At 69.3% G+C, this 14,559-nt stretch carries 14 protein-coding genes; 4 read left to right on the top strand and 10 right to left on the bottom strand.

Annotation, left to right across the window (positions count from 1 at the left end; genetic code table 11):
* Window positions 1-16: 16 nt before the first annotated feature.
* From AB0H88_RS12210 to AB0H88_RS12185, 6 genes are all read right to left on the bottom strand, one after another.
* Window positions 17-2,140 carry a protein kinase gene (locus AB0H88_RS12210; RefSeq protein ID WP_357643509.1) on the bottom strand — a complete coding sequence of 708 codons (2,124 nt, stop codon included), beginning with the start codon at window positions 2,138-2,140 and terminating at the stop codon, window positions 17-19.
* Between the two features lie 158 nt (window positions 2,141-2,298).
* Entirely contained in the window at window positions 2,299-2,811 is a 513-nt protein-coding gene (locus AB0H88_RS12205) for a YbaK/EbsC family protein (protein ID WP_357643507.1), read from the bottom strand.
* A gap of 59 nt (window positions 2,812-2,870) precedes the next feature.
* Window positions 2,871-4,421 carry a flavin monoamine oxidase family protein gene (locus tag AB0H88_RS12200; protein ID WP_357643505.1) on the bottom strand — a complete coding sequence of 517 codons (1,551 nt, stop codon included), beginning with the start codon at window positions 4,419-4,421 and terminating at the stop codon, window positions 2,871-2,873.
* A gap of 89 nt (window positions 4,422-4,510) precedes the next feature.
* On the bottom strand, window positions 4,511-5,353 hold the full coding sequence (locus AB0H88_RS12195; protein ID WP_357643503.1) for a M55 family metallopeptidase: 843 nt from the start codon (window positions 5,351-5,353) through the stop codon (window positions 4,511-4,513).
* Window positions 5,354-5,523: 170 nt separating this feature from the next.
* On the bottom strand, window positions 5,524-6,729 hold the full coding sequence (locus AB0H88_RS12190; RefSeq protein ID WP_357643501.1) for a DUF6395 domain-containing protein: 1,206 nt from the start codon (window positions 6,727-6,729) through the stop codon (window positions 5,524-5,526).
* A complete protein-coding gene (locus AB0H88_RS12185) occupies window positions 6,720-7,097 on the bottom strand; it encodes a hypothetical protein (RefSeq protein ID WP_357643499.1) in 378 nt (125 codons plus the stop codon). Before AB0H88_RS12185 ends, AB0H88_RS12190 begins: the two co-directional genes overlap by 10 nt.
* Before the next feature lie 270 nt (window positions 7,098-7,367).
* On the opposite strand from AB0H88_RS12185, the gene AB0H88_RS12180 reads away from it, so the two are divergent.
* The 3 genes from AB0H88_RS12180 to AB0H88_RS12170 all read left to right on the top strand — a co-directional run bounded on the left by AB0H88_RS12180 (window position 7,368) and on the right by AB0H88_RS12170 (window position 9,720).
* Window positions 7,368-8,345, top strand: a complete 978-nt coding sequence (locus AB0H88_RS12180; protein ID WP_357643497.1) for a phosphotransferase — start codon at window positions 7,368-7,370, stop codon at window positions 8,343-8,345.
* Between the two features lie 60 nt (window positions 8,346-8,405).
* Complete coding sequence (locus AB0H88_RS12175; RefSeq protein ID WP_357643495.1) at window positions 8,406-8,945, top strand: DinB family protein; 540 nt, start codon at window positions 8,406-8,408, stop codon at window positions 8,943-8,945.
* Between the two features lie 235 nt (window positions 8,946-9,180).
* Window positions 9,181-9,720 carry an RICIN domain-containing protein gene (locus tag AB0H88_RS12170; RefSeq protein WP_357643493.1) on the top strand — a complete coding sequence of 180 codons (540 nt, stop codon included), beginning with the start codon at window positions 9,181-9,183 and terminating at the stop codon, window positions 9,718-9,720.
* 111 nt (window positions 9,721-9,831) lie between these two features.
* Here AB0H88_RS12170 and AB0H88_RS12165 read toward each other — a convergent pair whose 3' ends face one another.
* Window positions 9,832-10,251, bottom strand: coding sequence for a MarR family winged helix-turn-helix transcriptional regulator (locus AB0H88_RS12165; protein WP_357643491.1), 420 nt, complete (start codon window positions 10,249-10,251; stop codon window positions 9,832-9,834).
* A 61-nt stretch (window positions 10,252-10,312) separates the two neighbouring features.
* Here AB0H88_RS12165 and AB0H88_RS12160 point away from each other — a divergent pair, with 61 nt between their 5' ends.
* Window positions 10,313-11,110, top strand: a complete 798-nt coding sequence (locus AB0H88_RS12160; RefSeq protein WP_357643489.1) for an alpha/beta hydrolase — start codon at window positions 10,313-10,315, stop codon at window positions 11,108-11,110.
* Window positions 11,111-11,122: 12 nt separating this feature from the next.
* On the opposite strand, the gene AB0H88_RS12155 is transcribed toward AB0H88_RS12160, so the two are convergent.
* From AB0H88_RS12155 to AB0H88_RS12145, 3 genes are all read right to left on the bottom strand, one after another.
* Complete coding sequence (locus AB0H88_RS12155) at window positions 11,123-11,695, bottom strand: SIS domain-containing protein (protein ID WP_357643487.1); 573 nt, start codon at window positions 11,693-11,695, stop codon at window positions 11,123-11,125.
* Between the two features lie 110 nt (window positions 11,696-11,805).
* The gene (gene katG, locus AB0H88_RS12150) at window positions 11,806-14,037 is read right to left on the bottom strand and encodes a catalase/peroxidase HPI (RefSeq protein ID WP_357643485.1); all 2,232 of its coding nucleotides are present in this window, start codon (window positions 14,035-14,037) and stop codon (window positions 11,806-11,808) included.
* Between the two features lie 32 nt (window positions 14,038-14,069).
* Window positions 14,070-14,507, bottom strand: a complete 438-nt coding sequence (locus tag AB0H88_RS12145) for a Fur family transcriptional regulator (protein WP_225292121.1) — start codon at window positions 14,505-14,507, stop codon at window positions 14,070-14,072.
* Window positions 14,508-14,559 lie beyond the last annotated feature (52 nt).

The raw sequence follows: 14,559 nt of genomic DNA, 5'->3' as shown, positions 1-14,559 counted from the left end.
CGCCACCGTCCCAGCGTCATCCCCCTGTGCTTCCGCTCAGTCCTCTGAGCTGGGTCACCACAGGTCCGACGTCCAGCGGAGCCCATACGGCCCTCCTCGCGTTGTCGAACGAGCTGTAAGCGAGGATCAGGGAGAGCGCGGCCCCCGCCGCGAGAACTCCCACCATCACCATCGCCGCTGTTCTCGAGGGTACGAGCGATGAGAGGGTTCTGCGCATCTGCCTTCCAGGCCCCTCCACTCCCGGGCCCGCGCAGACGGTCCACAGAGCGATCGCCGCGCCCCAGGCCAAGGCGTTGTAGGGGTTCATCTTGACGAACACCGTGAGCAGCAGCGTCACCGGTAGCCCCAGGATAAGCGCGTAGAAGAGCAGCGCGAACGTGATCCCCACTGACTTGGCCAGTTTTTTGGGGAACGCGAACACCCGCACCACGTCGAGCGCCGCCGACCCGGTGGACCTGCGCGCGACCAGCTCCGGCTGGGCCAGGTCGGCCGCGCGGAGCAGCACCACGACCGGGAGCACCAGCAGGCCCACCAGCACAGGCGCCACCACGGCCACCATGACCATCAGGACCAGCAGCATCGCGCTCGCCAGGCCGTAGGCCCTGGACCGCTGCAGCACCTGTCCCGGGCGGGCCGCCGGGATGAACGGCTCGCGCTTGGTCCGCAGGTCGGGCTGCCCGTAGGCGTCTCTCCTGGTCTGCGCCTCGTGCGGCAGGTACGGCTCGCGATTCGCCTGGGGGTCGGGCGGGAACTGGCCCTGGACCGGGATGTAGGGCGGCGGCTGGATCGGGTTGCCCCGCCCGTAGTCGGGCGCTTCGGGGCGTACCCGGCGGGTGGGGACGTCGGGCGCGTCGGGGCGTACGCGCCGGGTGGGCACGTCGGCCTCGGCCCCCGGCGGCATGTGGCTGTTGCTCAGCTGATTGTTGCTCAGCTGATTGTTGCCCCGCTGATCGCTGCCCCGCTGATCGCTGTTCTGCGCGGAGACCTGCCAGGGCTGCGAGGTGGCCTCGCGCTGCATCTTGCGCAGCTCCTCCGGGGTCACCCTGCGGGTCGGATAGGGGTCGCCCTGCTGCTCGGGGAGCAACGAGACGTACTGCTGCTCCTGCGGCGGCGGCTGGGGCGGCTGGCCCTGGGGCGGCCAGTTCGGGCCGGACCCCTGCTGCGGCTGGCCCTGGTACGGGGGCTGCCGGCGCGGCTGGCCGTCGACGAGCCGGCGCGGCGTCATGGGCGGCGTCGAGATGTCGTACGACGGCTTGTCGGCCAGCGGCTGCGGCGTCGGCAGCTCGATCGACGGGTTGGAGCGGTCGGACCGGGGCACGGTCGAGATCTCGTCGCGCGCGCTGCCCGGCGGCTTGGGCAGCATCCTGGCGGTCTGCTCGGCCAGTTCGGCCGCCTTGGGCCGCTTGGCGGGGTTGCGCTGGAAGGCCGCCTTGAGCAGCGGCTGCAGCTCCTTCGGGGCCGCGCTGACGTCGGCCTTGCCCGCGGTGATGTTGTAGAAGATCATCTCCAGCGTGCCCTTGCCGAAGGGCGGCTGACCGGTGCCCGCGTACAGCAGGGTGCCCGCCCAGGCGTGGACGTCGACCTCGGGCCCGGCCTCCTGCCCCTCGATGATCTCGGGGGCGAGGTATCCGGGCGTGCCGATGAACATCCCCGTCTGCGTCAGCCTGGTCGCGTCGACCGCCTGGGCGATGCCGAAGTCGATCAGAACCGGCTCGCCGTCGATGATCAGCACGTTGCCCGGCTTGAGGTCGCGATGGATCACGCCGACCGCGTGCACGGCGGCCAGCGCGGTGGCGACCCCGTGCGCGATCCTGACCAGCGCGGGCAGGCCGAGCGGGCCGTCGTCCTTGACGATCTCGTCGAGTGGCCGCCCGGCGACGTAACGCGTGACGATGTAGGGTCGATGACCCGTCACATCGGCGTCGATCACCTCGGCGATGTATTTGCTGCGCGCGCGGCGCATGGTCTCGACTTCACGCGACAGACGCCGCCTGGCGACCTCGTCGCCGGCGACCTCCGCGCGCAGGACCTTGACCGCTACCTGTCTCCCCTGCGGGTCGACAGCGAGGTGGACAACGCCCATCCCACCTTCGCCGAGCCGCCTGAGCAGCCGGTAAGGGCCGAGTCGGTCATCGTTCATGGCATGAAGCACCATACCGGCTTAATCCCCGCCCACGAGATGAACCATGAGGCCACATTCCCACTCGTACAACGTCCCGAAGGGGCCCATCGGTTTCCCATTCAACGGTCTCGAATTGGCTTCAGTTTTGGCTTGTTCTTTGGCTTCAGTTCTTGGCTTCAGTTCGCCAGGGGGAGGATCTCCGCCCCCTTCAACCCGGCAAGCGCGGCCCCGGAGACGGCCAGCTTCGACCGCCGCACCCCACTTCCGATCACTACCCTGTCGTGCTCGGCGACCTTCGTGTCCACCAGGATCGGCCAGTCGGCGGGCAGCCCGAGAGGAGTGATGCCGCCGTATTCCATCCCGGTGAGCTCGACCGCCTCCGCCATCGGGGCGAAGCTCGCCTTGCGCGCGTCGAGATGCCTGCGCACGACGCCGTTGACGTCGACCCGCATCGTCGCGAGCACCATGCACGCCGCGTACCGCGTCTCGCCGCCGCGCTTGGCCGCGACGACCACGCAGTTGGCCGACTCGTCGAGCGTCACGCCGTAGCGCTCGCAGAACGCCGCCGTATCGGCCAGCTCGGGGTCGATCTCGGCCACCTCGACGCCCGCCAGCCCCTGCACGGCAAGGGCCACCGGCTCGGCCAGCAGGTCGGTCCGGTCGGTCGCGGGCACCCAGTCCAACGTCATCCCATCTCCTCGATCGCTCTCTCAGGACCTTACGCCGGTCACCTGAGCAGCGCGCGACGTCACGGTGACTGCAACACCCGTTGGTGCAGCTGGGTGACGGCGCCGCGGGCCGACTCCATGGAGCCTGCCTGCCACGCGATCAGATGGGTGAGCCAGTCGCCCGCGAAGTACACCCTTCCGCTGGGGCGTTGCAGAAGAGTGAAGGACGAATCAAAGGCGGGCCAGCGTACCCAGCCACCCTGGATGTGTTCCTGGCGGTCCCAGGCTATGGAGACGCTGGAGAGCAGGTCCTTGCCGTACTTGTCGCCGTGGATCTTCCTGCCCTGGGTGAGGGCGCGGCGTCTGCGGTCCTCCGGGGTGAGGGCGCCGTAGAGCTCGGCGTTCTGGTCGGTGTTGTAGTAGCCGACGAGCACGCCGCGCTGGGCGTGGAAGCCGGCCGACGGGTACCAGATGTGGGTGATGTCCAGATCGGTCTCGGTCACGCCGCCGTAGATGCGGTCTTCCAGCTCCCACCAGCGCCGGCCGTACTCCAGCCCGATCTTGCCGCTGGCGACCGGGATGGGCGTCTTGAGCGCGGCCGTGACGGGGGCGCCGAGGTTGTGCGGGATCTTGGCGAGCAGGTGGGGCGGCAGGGTGGCGATGCAGTAGTCGGCCTTGAGCGAGCCGCCGTCCCAGGTCACCTCCACGCCGTCGGCCAGGTTGGTGATCTTGGTGACCTTGACGCCGGTCCTGATCCGGTCCTGGCCGACCGCCTCGGTGAGCTTGACGACGATGGCGTCCATGCCGCCGACCGGCTGCAACATGGGGGTCGACTGCTCGTAGCCGAAGTCGTTGGTGATGGAACGGCCGGTGCCGGCGGCCAGGACGGCGTGCAGGGTGCCGGGAGCCGCGATGGGGGTGCCGTCGTCCAGCGCCGGATATTTCACGAAACCGCGGCGGGTGGAGCCTTCGTAGTCGAGCTTGGGCCCCAGGTCGCCGAACCTGCGCAGGAACTCCAGCAGGCGTTCCTGGTCGTCCTTGCCGATCTGCTTGTCGAGCGCGCCGACATTCGTCGCTTTAGCCAGCAGCTCAGCGACATACCCGTACATATCCGCACGCGCGGCTCTTGCCCGGATTGTCTGCCCGTTGGTGTGGACGAGCGCCTGGCCGTTGGTGTTGATGAACGTCTCGATCGGGATGCCCAGCTCGCGGCAGTAGTCCAGGGTGACCATCCACGGCGCGATCCGCCCCGGGCCCGCGTTGAAGTAGACGCCCTCGCCGAACTTCACGTCCTGCGCGGGGCCGTTGAGCTCGGTGAGCCGATCGCCACCGCGCAGCGTGAGGTTCCGGCCGCCGGCCCGGTCCTTGGCCTCCAGCAGCGTGCAGTCGTAGCCGGCCTTGCCCAGCTCGTACGCGGCGGTCAACCCGGCGACACCCGCACCGATGATCACTACCTTGGCCGCCGCCTTGCCGCGCAGCGAGAAGTCGCCCTGCCGGGGGGCGGCGAAGTCCTTGTCCTGCTGGGACGGCGCCAGACCCAGCGCGCCCATGGCGGCGTACATCGCCCCCGCGCCACCCACCGCCCCGATACCGACGAGTAACCCCCGCCGGGTCAGCGCCGCGCCCTCCATGCCACTCGCTCCCAACTATGCGGGCCGCTTCCACCGGCCCGCGTATGCCGACCCGCTCTTCACCAGCCTGCGTGTGCTCTTTATGGCGTTCAGCCGTAGGGGCCGCTGCCGCAGGAGATCTGACCACCAATCGTGGCGAAGATACCGAACAGCGCCATGATCTGTGCGAAGTCATCGGTAGTGAATTCGGTGTGACGCGATCCCACTGCCTTCACGCCGGGAACAAGCCCGACGGCGGCCGCGATGGCAGTGGAGTTCCACTCCACCCCCAGCGTGTACGGCGCAGCCACCCGGTAAGGCGTGAAGTCGCTCAACCGCCCCAACGCCCTGGCCGTCGCCTCACGAATCCGAGCCTGGGCAACGCTCGGCGGCAGCAGTTCGGCCGAGAACTTGTCGATCCCCTTCTTGACCGCCACCGTCTCCACATCGCCGAGCAACTCGCGCGCCTCTTCACCGACGGCCTCGTCCCCGGTCACCAGCACCACCGGCACACCATGGAACCCCGCACACGCCGCCACCAGCCGCGTCTCGCCGCACACCTCGCCGTTGAGGTAGACGTTCTGGATCTCCTTGCCCATCCAGGTGTGGTTGAGCACGCCGTTCGTCACCCCCGCGCGGGCGTGGTACCCCACGAAACAAGCGGCCTGAAACGACCCGTCGACCCCCTGCGCCATCCGCTGCGCCTTACCCGGCCCCCGGATGAGGGTGGCGCGCGGGTCCAGCAGGTCGATCCGCAGATTCTTGGTGGACCCGTGAGCGTCGTTCACCAGCACCGTGGTCGCCCCCGCCTCGAACGCCCCCTCGACGGCGGCGTTCGCGTCGGCGGTCATCAGCTCACAGCCCCGCTCGTAGCCCCGCTTGCCCGCGTGCATCTCCTCGGGGTCGGTGAGCCCGGTCACGCCCTCCATGTCGACCGACAAGTACACCTTCACAATCCCACTCCCTCACTTGCGCACCCGGCATCGAACAACGGCGAACCGACCGACGGCTGATCAATCGAAGATCGATCACCCGGAGGCGGACCGACTGAAGGCCGACCGACCGGAGACGAACCGACTGAAGGCCGACCGACCGGAGGCGGACCGACCAGGGTGTGGGGGCGTCACGCGCCCCATGTCTCCACCCTGCGGACCTCGGCCTCGGTCATGAGCCCGACCTTGGACGTCATGAACCCGGTCGCCTGCTCACGCCACTGGGCCGGGATCTCGTCGAGCGCCGGCGGGTAGCAGTGGTCGAGCCAGCTCGTCGACTCCTCCGTGGCGTCGAAGTAGTCGAGCGCCTTCCCGAACAGCGTGTCCGCGATGCCGGGCACTCTCGCCAGGCCGTACTCCACCATCTCCTGTCCCCCGTACGGCGGAGGCTGGAGCCACTTGCGCACCCGGGGGTCCTCGGCGGTGAAAGGCGTGTCGAGCGGCCGTCGTTCGACGGCGGCCTGGATGAGCTCCTTGTACAGGCACTTGCCGCACCTGCGGCACGGACCGTCGGTGCCCTGCAGGCACCATCGGACGTGCTCCTTGAGCTCCGAGTTCAGCGCCAGCCGCATGGTGACCGCCTCACTCACGCCACCCACGGGGAGCACGATGTGCACACCCGCCGCCGCGAGCAACCGCCCCCACGCCCCGTGCGGCGCCCACATCAGGTTGTCGGGCGTGTAACGCAGGAGATAGCGATCCCCGCCGAGCCACCGTGAACCGAGTTCATACCCGAACGCCAGGCCGCCGAGATCCATCTGGTCGGCGAGCAGTAACGCCCCTGCCGCGACCGCGTGGTGTTCCGGGTATCCGGGCCGGGGCTCGGACAGCGTGAACTCCAGGTCGGAGTCCACCATGGTGAGGTCCCGTCCGGTGCGCCTGGCCAGCCTGGCCAGGACGTCGGAGCGATAGTGCGGCCACCGGTTCGGCACGCGGGGGTGCGGCACGCGCCTGAAGTGCACGAACGGCGCTTCGGGATAGATGGTCGCCGCCGCCACGGAGTCCGCGCCACCGCTGTAGGAAATCGCCAGGTTCGTCCCGGTACGCCGGGCCTCCGCGCCTACCGGCCCGGCCTCGATCCCCCACCCGTCGTGCAGCGCGGCGGCCACCTCAGGGGAGATGGCCCGGTCGAACACGATCTCCTTGCGCGTCCACGGCGCCACCACGGTCCACGCGGCGACGGCGAAGAGGTCGGGGTGCGCGTCTCCGGGCACGCCGGCGATAGTGCAGGAGTTGGTGGCCAGCTTGACCGGGTGCTCGTCGGCGGCCTTGCCGGTGATCTCGTCGTCAGCCCCGAGCCGGAACGTCAGCTCGCCTCCCGACCAGCTCACGCGCATGACGAATCCTCCGCCCGCACAGCATCACGGGGACGCGGTGTCCGTGACTTGAGGTCGTCGATCGCCTGCCAGAGGAGGACCTCGTTCTGGAGCACCCTGTCCAGCGCCTTGGCCGTCTCCTGAGCCAGGCGGTGGGTGTCGTCCAGCCGGGCTTTGTCGGTGGTGGGAGCGGTGGCGGCGGTGGCGGGTCTGGCGTTTCGAAGACGCTCGACCTCGTCCTGCAGGCTCGCCATCTCCCGGCGCAGGGTCTGGACCTCCCAGAGAGCGTCCCTGATGTCCTGACGGTGATCGCCGATGGAGATGTAGCGGGAATCGAACCACGTGCGCACGGCTTTGCGCAGGCGGGCGGGGACCAGGACGCGCATCATGAAACGCCACGATAGTGGCAAATCCACGGCCATCAGGACGCTGTTTCCGAATGGCAACCAAGCCATATAACTGGTGTCAACTTCCGCTGTCGCGACGGATAAATCGGCAGGCGTCCCACCACTCGTGTCGCCCATACTGAGTCGTGTGAATCTCGGCGGCGGCGTCAGCAGCGCCCAGATTGTCGCGGTGCCCACCCGTTGTCCGCCGTTCGTCCTGCCTGCGCCCAGGAGCCTCATCGTGTCGTCCTGCCTGTCCTCAGGAGTCTGATCGTGGTCGAGGAGCTGGTGGCCCACGTGCGGGCGGCGTTCGGGTGGAGTGACGACGTCGTGGTGTCCGCTGGGCCACGGGGCGCGCTCGGGCAGATCTGGCGGCTGGACGTCGGCCCCGCACGCTATGCGCTCAAGGAGATCTTCGCCGAGCCGCCGTCAGAAGCGCTGATCCAGGCGGAGCTGGCGTTCGGGCGGCGGGCGGCCGAGGCGGGGGTACGGCTGCCGGCGAGCCACCCCGACCGCGCAGGGCGCCACCTGCTCGAACCGCCCGGAGGCACATGGCTGCGCCTCTACGACTGGATCGACCTGCGGCCGGTCGAGCTGACGTCGCCGGCCACGCCGGGAGACATCGGGGCGCTGCTCGCGCGCCTGCACCGGTGCGCCCCCGCCGCGACGGTCGAGCCGGACGGCGGACCGCCCGCTCGCTGGTACGACCGCGTCCCCACCGCGCACGAGTGGGCGGAGGTGGCCGCCTCGGACGCGGTGTGGGCCGCGAGACTCGCCGACCTGCCGGCCACACTGCCCGAGCTGTGCGCGGCCGTCGCGCCGGCCGATCCCGCCGAGCTGATCGTCTGCCACCGCGACCTGCACCCGGAGAACGTCCTCGCCGACTCCGCCGGTGCGCTCGTGGTCGTCGACTGGGACAACCTCGGACCGGCCGCGCCGGGCCGGGAGCTGGCGCGGGCGCTGTTCGACTGGTTCTGCGACGACTCGACCGCCGATCTCGAAGCCATGCGCGGCATGTACGAGGCGTACGTAAGCGAGGGCGGCCCAGGCCGCATCACCGGCCCGGCGGACTTCACCATGCTTCTCGCGTCCCACCTGAACTTCCTGCTGGTCCAGGCCCGCGTCGCCCTCGACCCGCACGCCGAGCAGCGGCACCGCGAGTGGGCGGAGCGCGAGATCGACGAGGCGCTGCGCATCCTGCCGACCGCACGGCAGCTGACTGACGTGCTGGAACTCACGCGCAGTCGCTGACGCCCGAGGACCACGGCAGCCCTAGAAGTCCCCTGGGACCGACAGGTAGACTCCCCGCGCGTGATCGACTTGGATGAGCATGGCCGCCCCGAACCTCCTTTCGCGGCCGACGAAACCGCGACCCTCCTCGGCTTCCTGGACTACCAGCGCGCGACCCTGGCGTGGAAGTGCACCGGACTGGACACGGCCGGCCTGAACGCGACAGTCGCCCCCTCGACGATGACCCTCGGCGGGATGCTCAAGCATCTGGCCTATGTCGAGAGCTCATGGTGCTCCGAGTGGCTGCATGGGCGAGCCCCGGAGTCCCCATGGGACAAGGTGGACTGGGCGAGCGACGCCGACTGGGACTGGCACTCGGCCGCCGAGGACACCCCCGAGCAGCTCCTCACGCTCTGGCGGGACGCCGTGGCCCGCTCCCGCTCCCTGGTCGCGGACGCGCTGGCCGACGGCGGCCTGGACCGGCTGGCCCAGCGCTCCTTCTCCGACGGCCAGACGCCCAGCCTGCGGTGGATCCTGCTCCATCTGGTCGAGGAGTACGCGCGGCACAACGGCCACGTCGACCTCCTCCGCGAGTCGGTGGACGGGCGCACTGGGGAGTAGCCACCGGGCGGCCTGTCCAACCGATCAGGCTGCGGACCGAACCTCGACATGGCACTCGCCGCCCCCAACCGATCAGGCCGGGGACCGAACCTGGACGCGGCACTCGCCGCCTCGTAAACCAGCTCATCTATGCCGCGCGACACGAACATCATCACGGATAGCGACTCCCCGATACGCTGAGTGATTCGTGTTACGACGGACCTGCTGATCTTTCGAGAGCGTCTCAGGAGGTTCGATGACCCTCATTCACGCTGGTCAAGCGGTCGCTGTCGCGGCCGCTCTGCTCGCTGCCCCGTTCACAGCGGCTTCGACGGCGGACGCCGCCGACGCGGCGCAGCGGTTCCTTCCCAAGTTCTCGGCGACCCTGGTGGCCCGTCACAGCGGCAAGTGCCTCGACGTGGCGGGCGTCAGCACCGCCGACGGGGCCAACGTCCACCAGTGGACCTGCATCAACGGGCAGGCCAACCAGGAGTGGAACTTCGTGGCGACCAGCGACGGTTACTACACCCTCCGTGCGACGCACAGTGGCAAGTGCCTGGACGTGTCGGGCGTCAGCACGGCCGACGGCGCCAACGTCCACCAGTGGACCTGCCTCAACCAGCAGCGCAACCAGGAGTGGCGACTGGTCCAGAAGGACAACGGCTACTTCTCCCTCGTCGCTCGCCACAGCGGCAAGTGCCTGGACGTCGCGGGTGCCAGTACGGCCGAGGGGGCCAATGTCCACCAGTGGACCTGCCTGATCGGACAGCGCAACCAGGAGTGGCGGCTCGCCTGAGCGACGGCGGCTGAGAGGCGAACGGAGGTTGGCGGCCGTACGCCACACGGCCGCCGTACGCCACACGCGTGTGGCGTACGGCGGCCGTGTGGTGTGCGGCGGCCGTTCAGGTCATGTGTCGCCGCCGGAGTTGAGGCGTCGCAGAAGATCGAGCAGGGTCGCGCGATCGCCTGGAGGCAGGACGGAAAAGCAGTCGGCCAGGACCTCGTCGGCGACCCGGCGCCCCGCGTCGAGCAGCTGCTCGCCGGCCGGTGTCAGATGGTGCTCGATGCGGCGCCCATGGCCCGGCCGGCGCTCGATCAGGCCCTGAGCCACCAGCCGGCCGGCGAGCGTGCCGAATGCCTGCTCACTCTGGAACGTCGCCGAGGCCAGGGCACGCGCCGGCGCCCCGGGTGTCCGGCCGATCGCCCGCAGGGCATCCCACTGGGCCAGCGTGGTGCCGATGGCGGCGAGCCGGCTGTCCAGCGCCCGATGCTGCCGGTATTGGGCTTGCTTGACCGCTCTTCCAAGGACTTGCAGTTCACCGAGCATGAAGCGAGTTTAACAGCTACTCAACTAGCTTATATCAACAAGTTTAGTTATGGTGTGGGGCATGCCTACGACCCGCCACACCATCGCGCTCTACCCGGACCTGCCGCTCACCGTTTCGGAGGCCGGAACCGGCCGTCCCATCCTGATCCTGCACGGCGGTGGCGGTCCGGCCACCGTCGCCGGGCTCGCCGACCAGCTCGCGCGGACCGGCCACGCCATCGCCCCCACGCACCCCGGCTGGGACGGCACCGACCGCCCCGGCTGGTTCACCGGCATCGACGATCTCGCCCTCGCCTATCTGCACTATCTCCACGACCGGCAGCTGTCCGACGTGCTGGTCATCGGCTCCTCACTCGGCGGCTGGACCGCCGCCGAGATGGCCGTACGCGACAACGCGGGGATCATCACCGGACTCGTCCTGATCGACCCCGTCGGAGTGCACGTCGAAGCCGAGCCGATCAGGGATTTCTTCGCCCTCGACGCCCGTGGCGTCGCCGAGTACTCCTGGCACGACTCGGACCGCTTCTACGTCGATCCCGCCGACCTCCCCGCCGGGCAACTCGCCCTCCGGCAGGGCAACATGGCCACCATGCGCGTTTTGGCCGGCGAGCCGTACATGCACGATCTCAAGCTCGCCCGCCGCCTGGCCCGCGTCGACCTGCCTACCCTGCTGCTCTGGGGGGAAAGCGACCGTATCGTCACCCCCGCCTATGGCGCGGCGTACGCGGCCGCCTTCGGCGACGCCCAGCTTGAGATCATCCCCGAGGCGGGCCACCTGCCACAGGTCGAGCAACCGGGAGCCACCCTCGCCCTGATCGACACGTACATGCGCCAGACGAGCGCCGCTACCGTCAGCTGACCACCGGCTCGCTCACTCCATGTTGGTGTGCCTGGCGCGCATCGCCTCTCGCGTGGCGCCGATCAGCGCCCCGAGCTTCAGCACCATCACCTCGAACAGCACGAACAGCGCGCCTTCATAGACCGACCCCATCGGCAGGATGGAGGCCCGCCTTTCGCCCTGGTCGCTAGCCATGGTCTGCGCCGGGATCACGAGCGCGACATCGGCGAGCTCCGCCGCGCTGCTCTCGGACTCAGCGGTCAGCAGGAGGTTGGTCGCGCCCGACGCCGTCGCCGTCCGCATCAGGGCCAGGACCGTGGAGGATTCGCCGGGGCCGGAGGTGGCGAGGAAGACATCTTCGCGCCCCAGCGCCGGCATGGTCATGTCGCCGACCACCGCCACCGGCAGGCCGAGATGGTACAGGCGCATCGCGAAACCCTTGATCTGCAGCGCCTCCCGGCCACAGCCGTAGACGCCGATCGTTCTGGCGTCGGCGATCAGCCGGCAGGCCGCGTCGATCGACCCTTCGTCGATCTTCGCGAGCACGGCGCCAAGCTCGTCGAGCGCGACGCGAAAGAGGTCGTCGTTCACGACATCCGGTGACATACCTGCATGGCTACCCGGTACGGCCCGTTCATATGACAAAACGTCCAGGTCGGCCGATGTGGGCCGACCTGGACGTCAGTGATCAGACATCAAGGATCAGACGTCGAGGATCAGGCGAGGTCGAACCGGTCCAGGTTCATGACCTTGTCCCACGCGGCGACGAAGTCGTTGACGAACTTCTTCTTCGCGTCATCGCTCGCGTAGACCTCCGCGAGCGCGCGCAGCTCGGAGTTCGACCCGAAGACGAGGTCGACCCGGCTGCCGGTCCACTTGACCTCGCCCGTGACGGCGTCGCGGGCCTCGAACGTGTTCGCGTCCTCGGACGTCGCCTTCCACGTCGTACCCAGGTCGAGCAGGTTGACGAAGAAGTCGTTCGTCAGAGCCCCGGGGGTCGCGGTGAGGACGCCGAGCGACGACTGCTGGTGGTTGGCGCCCAGAACGCGGAGACCACCGACGAGGACCGTCATCTCGGGGGCGCTCAGGGTCAGCAGGTTCGCCCGGTCGAGCAGCAGGTACTCGGCCGGAAGGCGGTTGCCCTTACCGAGGTAGTTGCGGAAGCCGTCGGCGACCGGCTCGAGCGCGGCGAACGACTCCACGTCGGTCTGCTCCTGCGAGGCGTCCACGCGGCCCGGCGTGAAGGGGACCTCGACGTCGAAGCCGGCGCTCTTGGCGGCCTGCTCGACGGCCGCGGCACCGGCGAGCACGATCAGGTCGGCGAGCGAGACCTGCTTGCCGCCGGTCTGGGCGGCGTTGAAGGTGCTCTGGATGCTCTCCAGGGCGCGCAGCACGATCGCCAGCTGGTCGGGGTCGTTGGCCTCCCATCCGCTCTGGGGTTGGAGGCGGATGCGCGCGCCGTTGGCGCCGCCGCGCTTGTCGCTGCCACGGAAGGACGACGCCGACGCCCACGCGGTGGACACCAGCTGGGACACCGGCAGGCCCAAGGCCAGGATCTGGCTCTTGAGGGTGGCGATGTCCGCGGCGTCGACGAGCTCGTGCGTCACGGCGGGGAGCGGGTCCTGCCACAGCAGCGTCTCGGCCGGGACCTCCGAGCCGAGGTAGCGCACGATCGGGCCCATGTCGCGGTGGGTCAGCTTGTACCACGCGCGGGCGAAGGCGTCCGCGAACTCGGCGGGGTTCTCGAGGAAGCGACGCGAGATCTGCTCGTAGATCGGGTCGACGCGGAGCGCGAGGTCGGTCGTCAGCATCGTCGGGGCGTGGCTCTTCGACGAGTCGTGGGCGTCGGGGACGGTACCCGCCCCGGCGCCGTTCTTCGGCTTCCACTGGTGGGCGCCGGCGGGGCTCTTGAACAGCTCCCACTCGTAGCCGAAGAGGATCTCGAAGAAGCTGTTGTCCCACGTCACCGGGGTGTTGGTCCAGATACCCTCCAGACCGCTGGTGATCGCGTCGCCGCCCTTGCCGGTGCCGAAGCTGTTGCGCCAGCCGAGGCCCTGCTCCTCGATCGAGGCGGCCTCAGGGTCGGGGCCGACGTTGTCCGCGGGGCCCGCGCCATGGGTCTTGCCGAAGGTGTGACCGCCCGCGATCAGGGCGACCGTCTCCTCGTCGTTCATCGCCATCCGGCGGAACGTCTCACGGATGTCGCGAGCCGAGGCGAGCGGGTCCGGGTTGCCGTTCGGGCCCTCCGGGTTGACGTAGATGAGGCCCATCTGTACCGCGCCGAGGGGGCTCTCGAGCTCCCGGTCACCGGTGTAGCGCTCGTCGCCGAGCCAGGTGGTCTCGGGACCCCAGTAGACGTCCTCGTCGGGCTCCCATACGTCCGCGCGACCGCCGCCGAAGCCGAAGGTCTTGAAGCCCATCGACTCCAGGGCGACGTTGCCGGTGAGGATCATGAGGTCGGCCCACGAGAGCTTCTGACCGTACTTCTTCTTGACCGGCCACAGCAGGCGGCGCGCCTTGTCGAGGTTGCCGTTGTCCGGCCAGCTGTTGAGGGGGGCGAAGCGCTGCTGGCCGGCGCCGGCGCCGCCGCGGCCGTCGCTGATCCGGTACGTGCCCGCGCTGTGCCAGGCCATCCGGACCATGAACGGGCCGTAGTTGCCGAAGTCGGCCGGCCACCAGTCCTGCGAGGTCGTCAGCACCTCGGCGATGTCCCGCTTGACGGCAGCGAGGTCGAGGGTCTTGAACGCCTCGGCGTAGTCGAACTCCTCCCCGAGGGGGTTGGCCACGGCCGGGTTCTTGGCGAGGATCTTCACATTGAGCCGCTCCGGCCACCACTGGCGGTTTCCGCCGCCCTGAGTCGGGTGCGGCGCGCGCTCGTGCGCGACCGGGCAGCCACCTCCGCCCTCCGTCTTCGGGTCGGTGACGATCGCGTCATGGTTCTCGGTCATGGGAATCCTTCCGGACTATGTGAATCACGTGCTCAGGAAGTACGGGCGGTGGAACAGCCGGGGCACAGGCCCCAATAGATGACCTCGGCCTCGTCGACCGAGAAGCCGTGCTCGTCGGAGGCGGTCAGGCAGGGCGCCTCGCCGACCGCGCAGTCGACGTCAGCGACGGCACCGCAGGACCGGCACACGATGTGGTGATGGTTGTCCCCCACACGCCCCTCGTACCGCGCCGGGCTGCCGGCCGGTTCGATGCGGCGTACGAGTCCCGCCGCGGTGAGCGCGTGGAGTGCCTCATAAACGGCTTGCAGCGAGATGTGGCCCACGCGATCGCGCACCCCGGAGGCGATCGCCTCGACGCCGAGGTGGTCACCGTCCCGGACGGCCTGGAGCAGCGCGACGCGGGCCGCTGTCACCCGCAGGCCGGCGCCGCGCAGCTCCTCGGCGATGGTCGGAGTGCTGGATGCGGTCATGCGACCAAACCTACCCGTATAAACACGAATGGTACAAGATAACGAATTATCC

This window comes from Nonomuraea sp. NPDC050680, from assembly GCF_040654555.1.
Taxonomy (GTDB): Bacteria; Actinomycetota; Actinomycetes; order Streptosporangiales; family Streptosporangiaceae; genus Nonomuraea.
The sequence above is the reverse complement of the archived record's forward strand: the minus strand, read 5'-3'. Positions and strand labels throughout refer to the sequence as shown.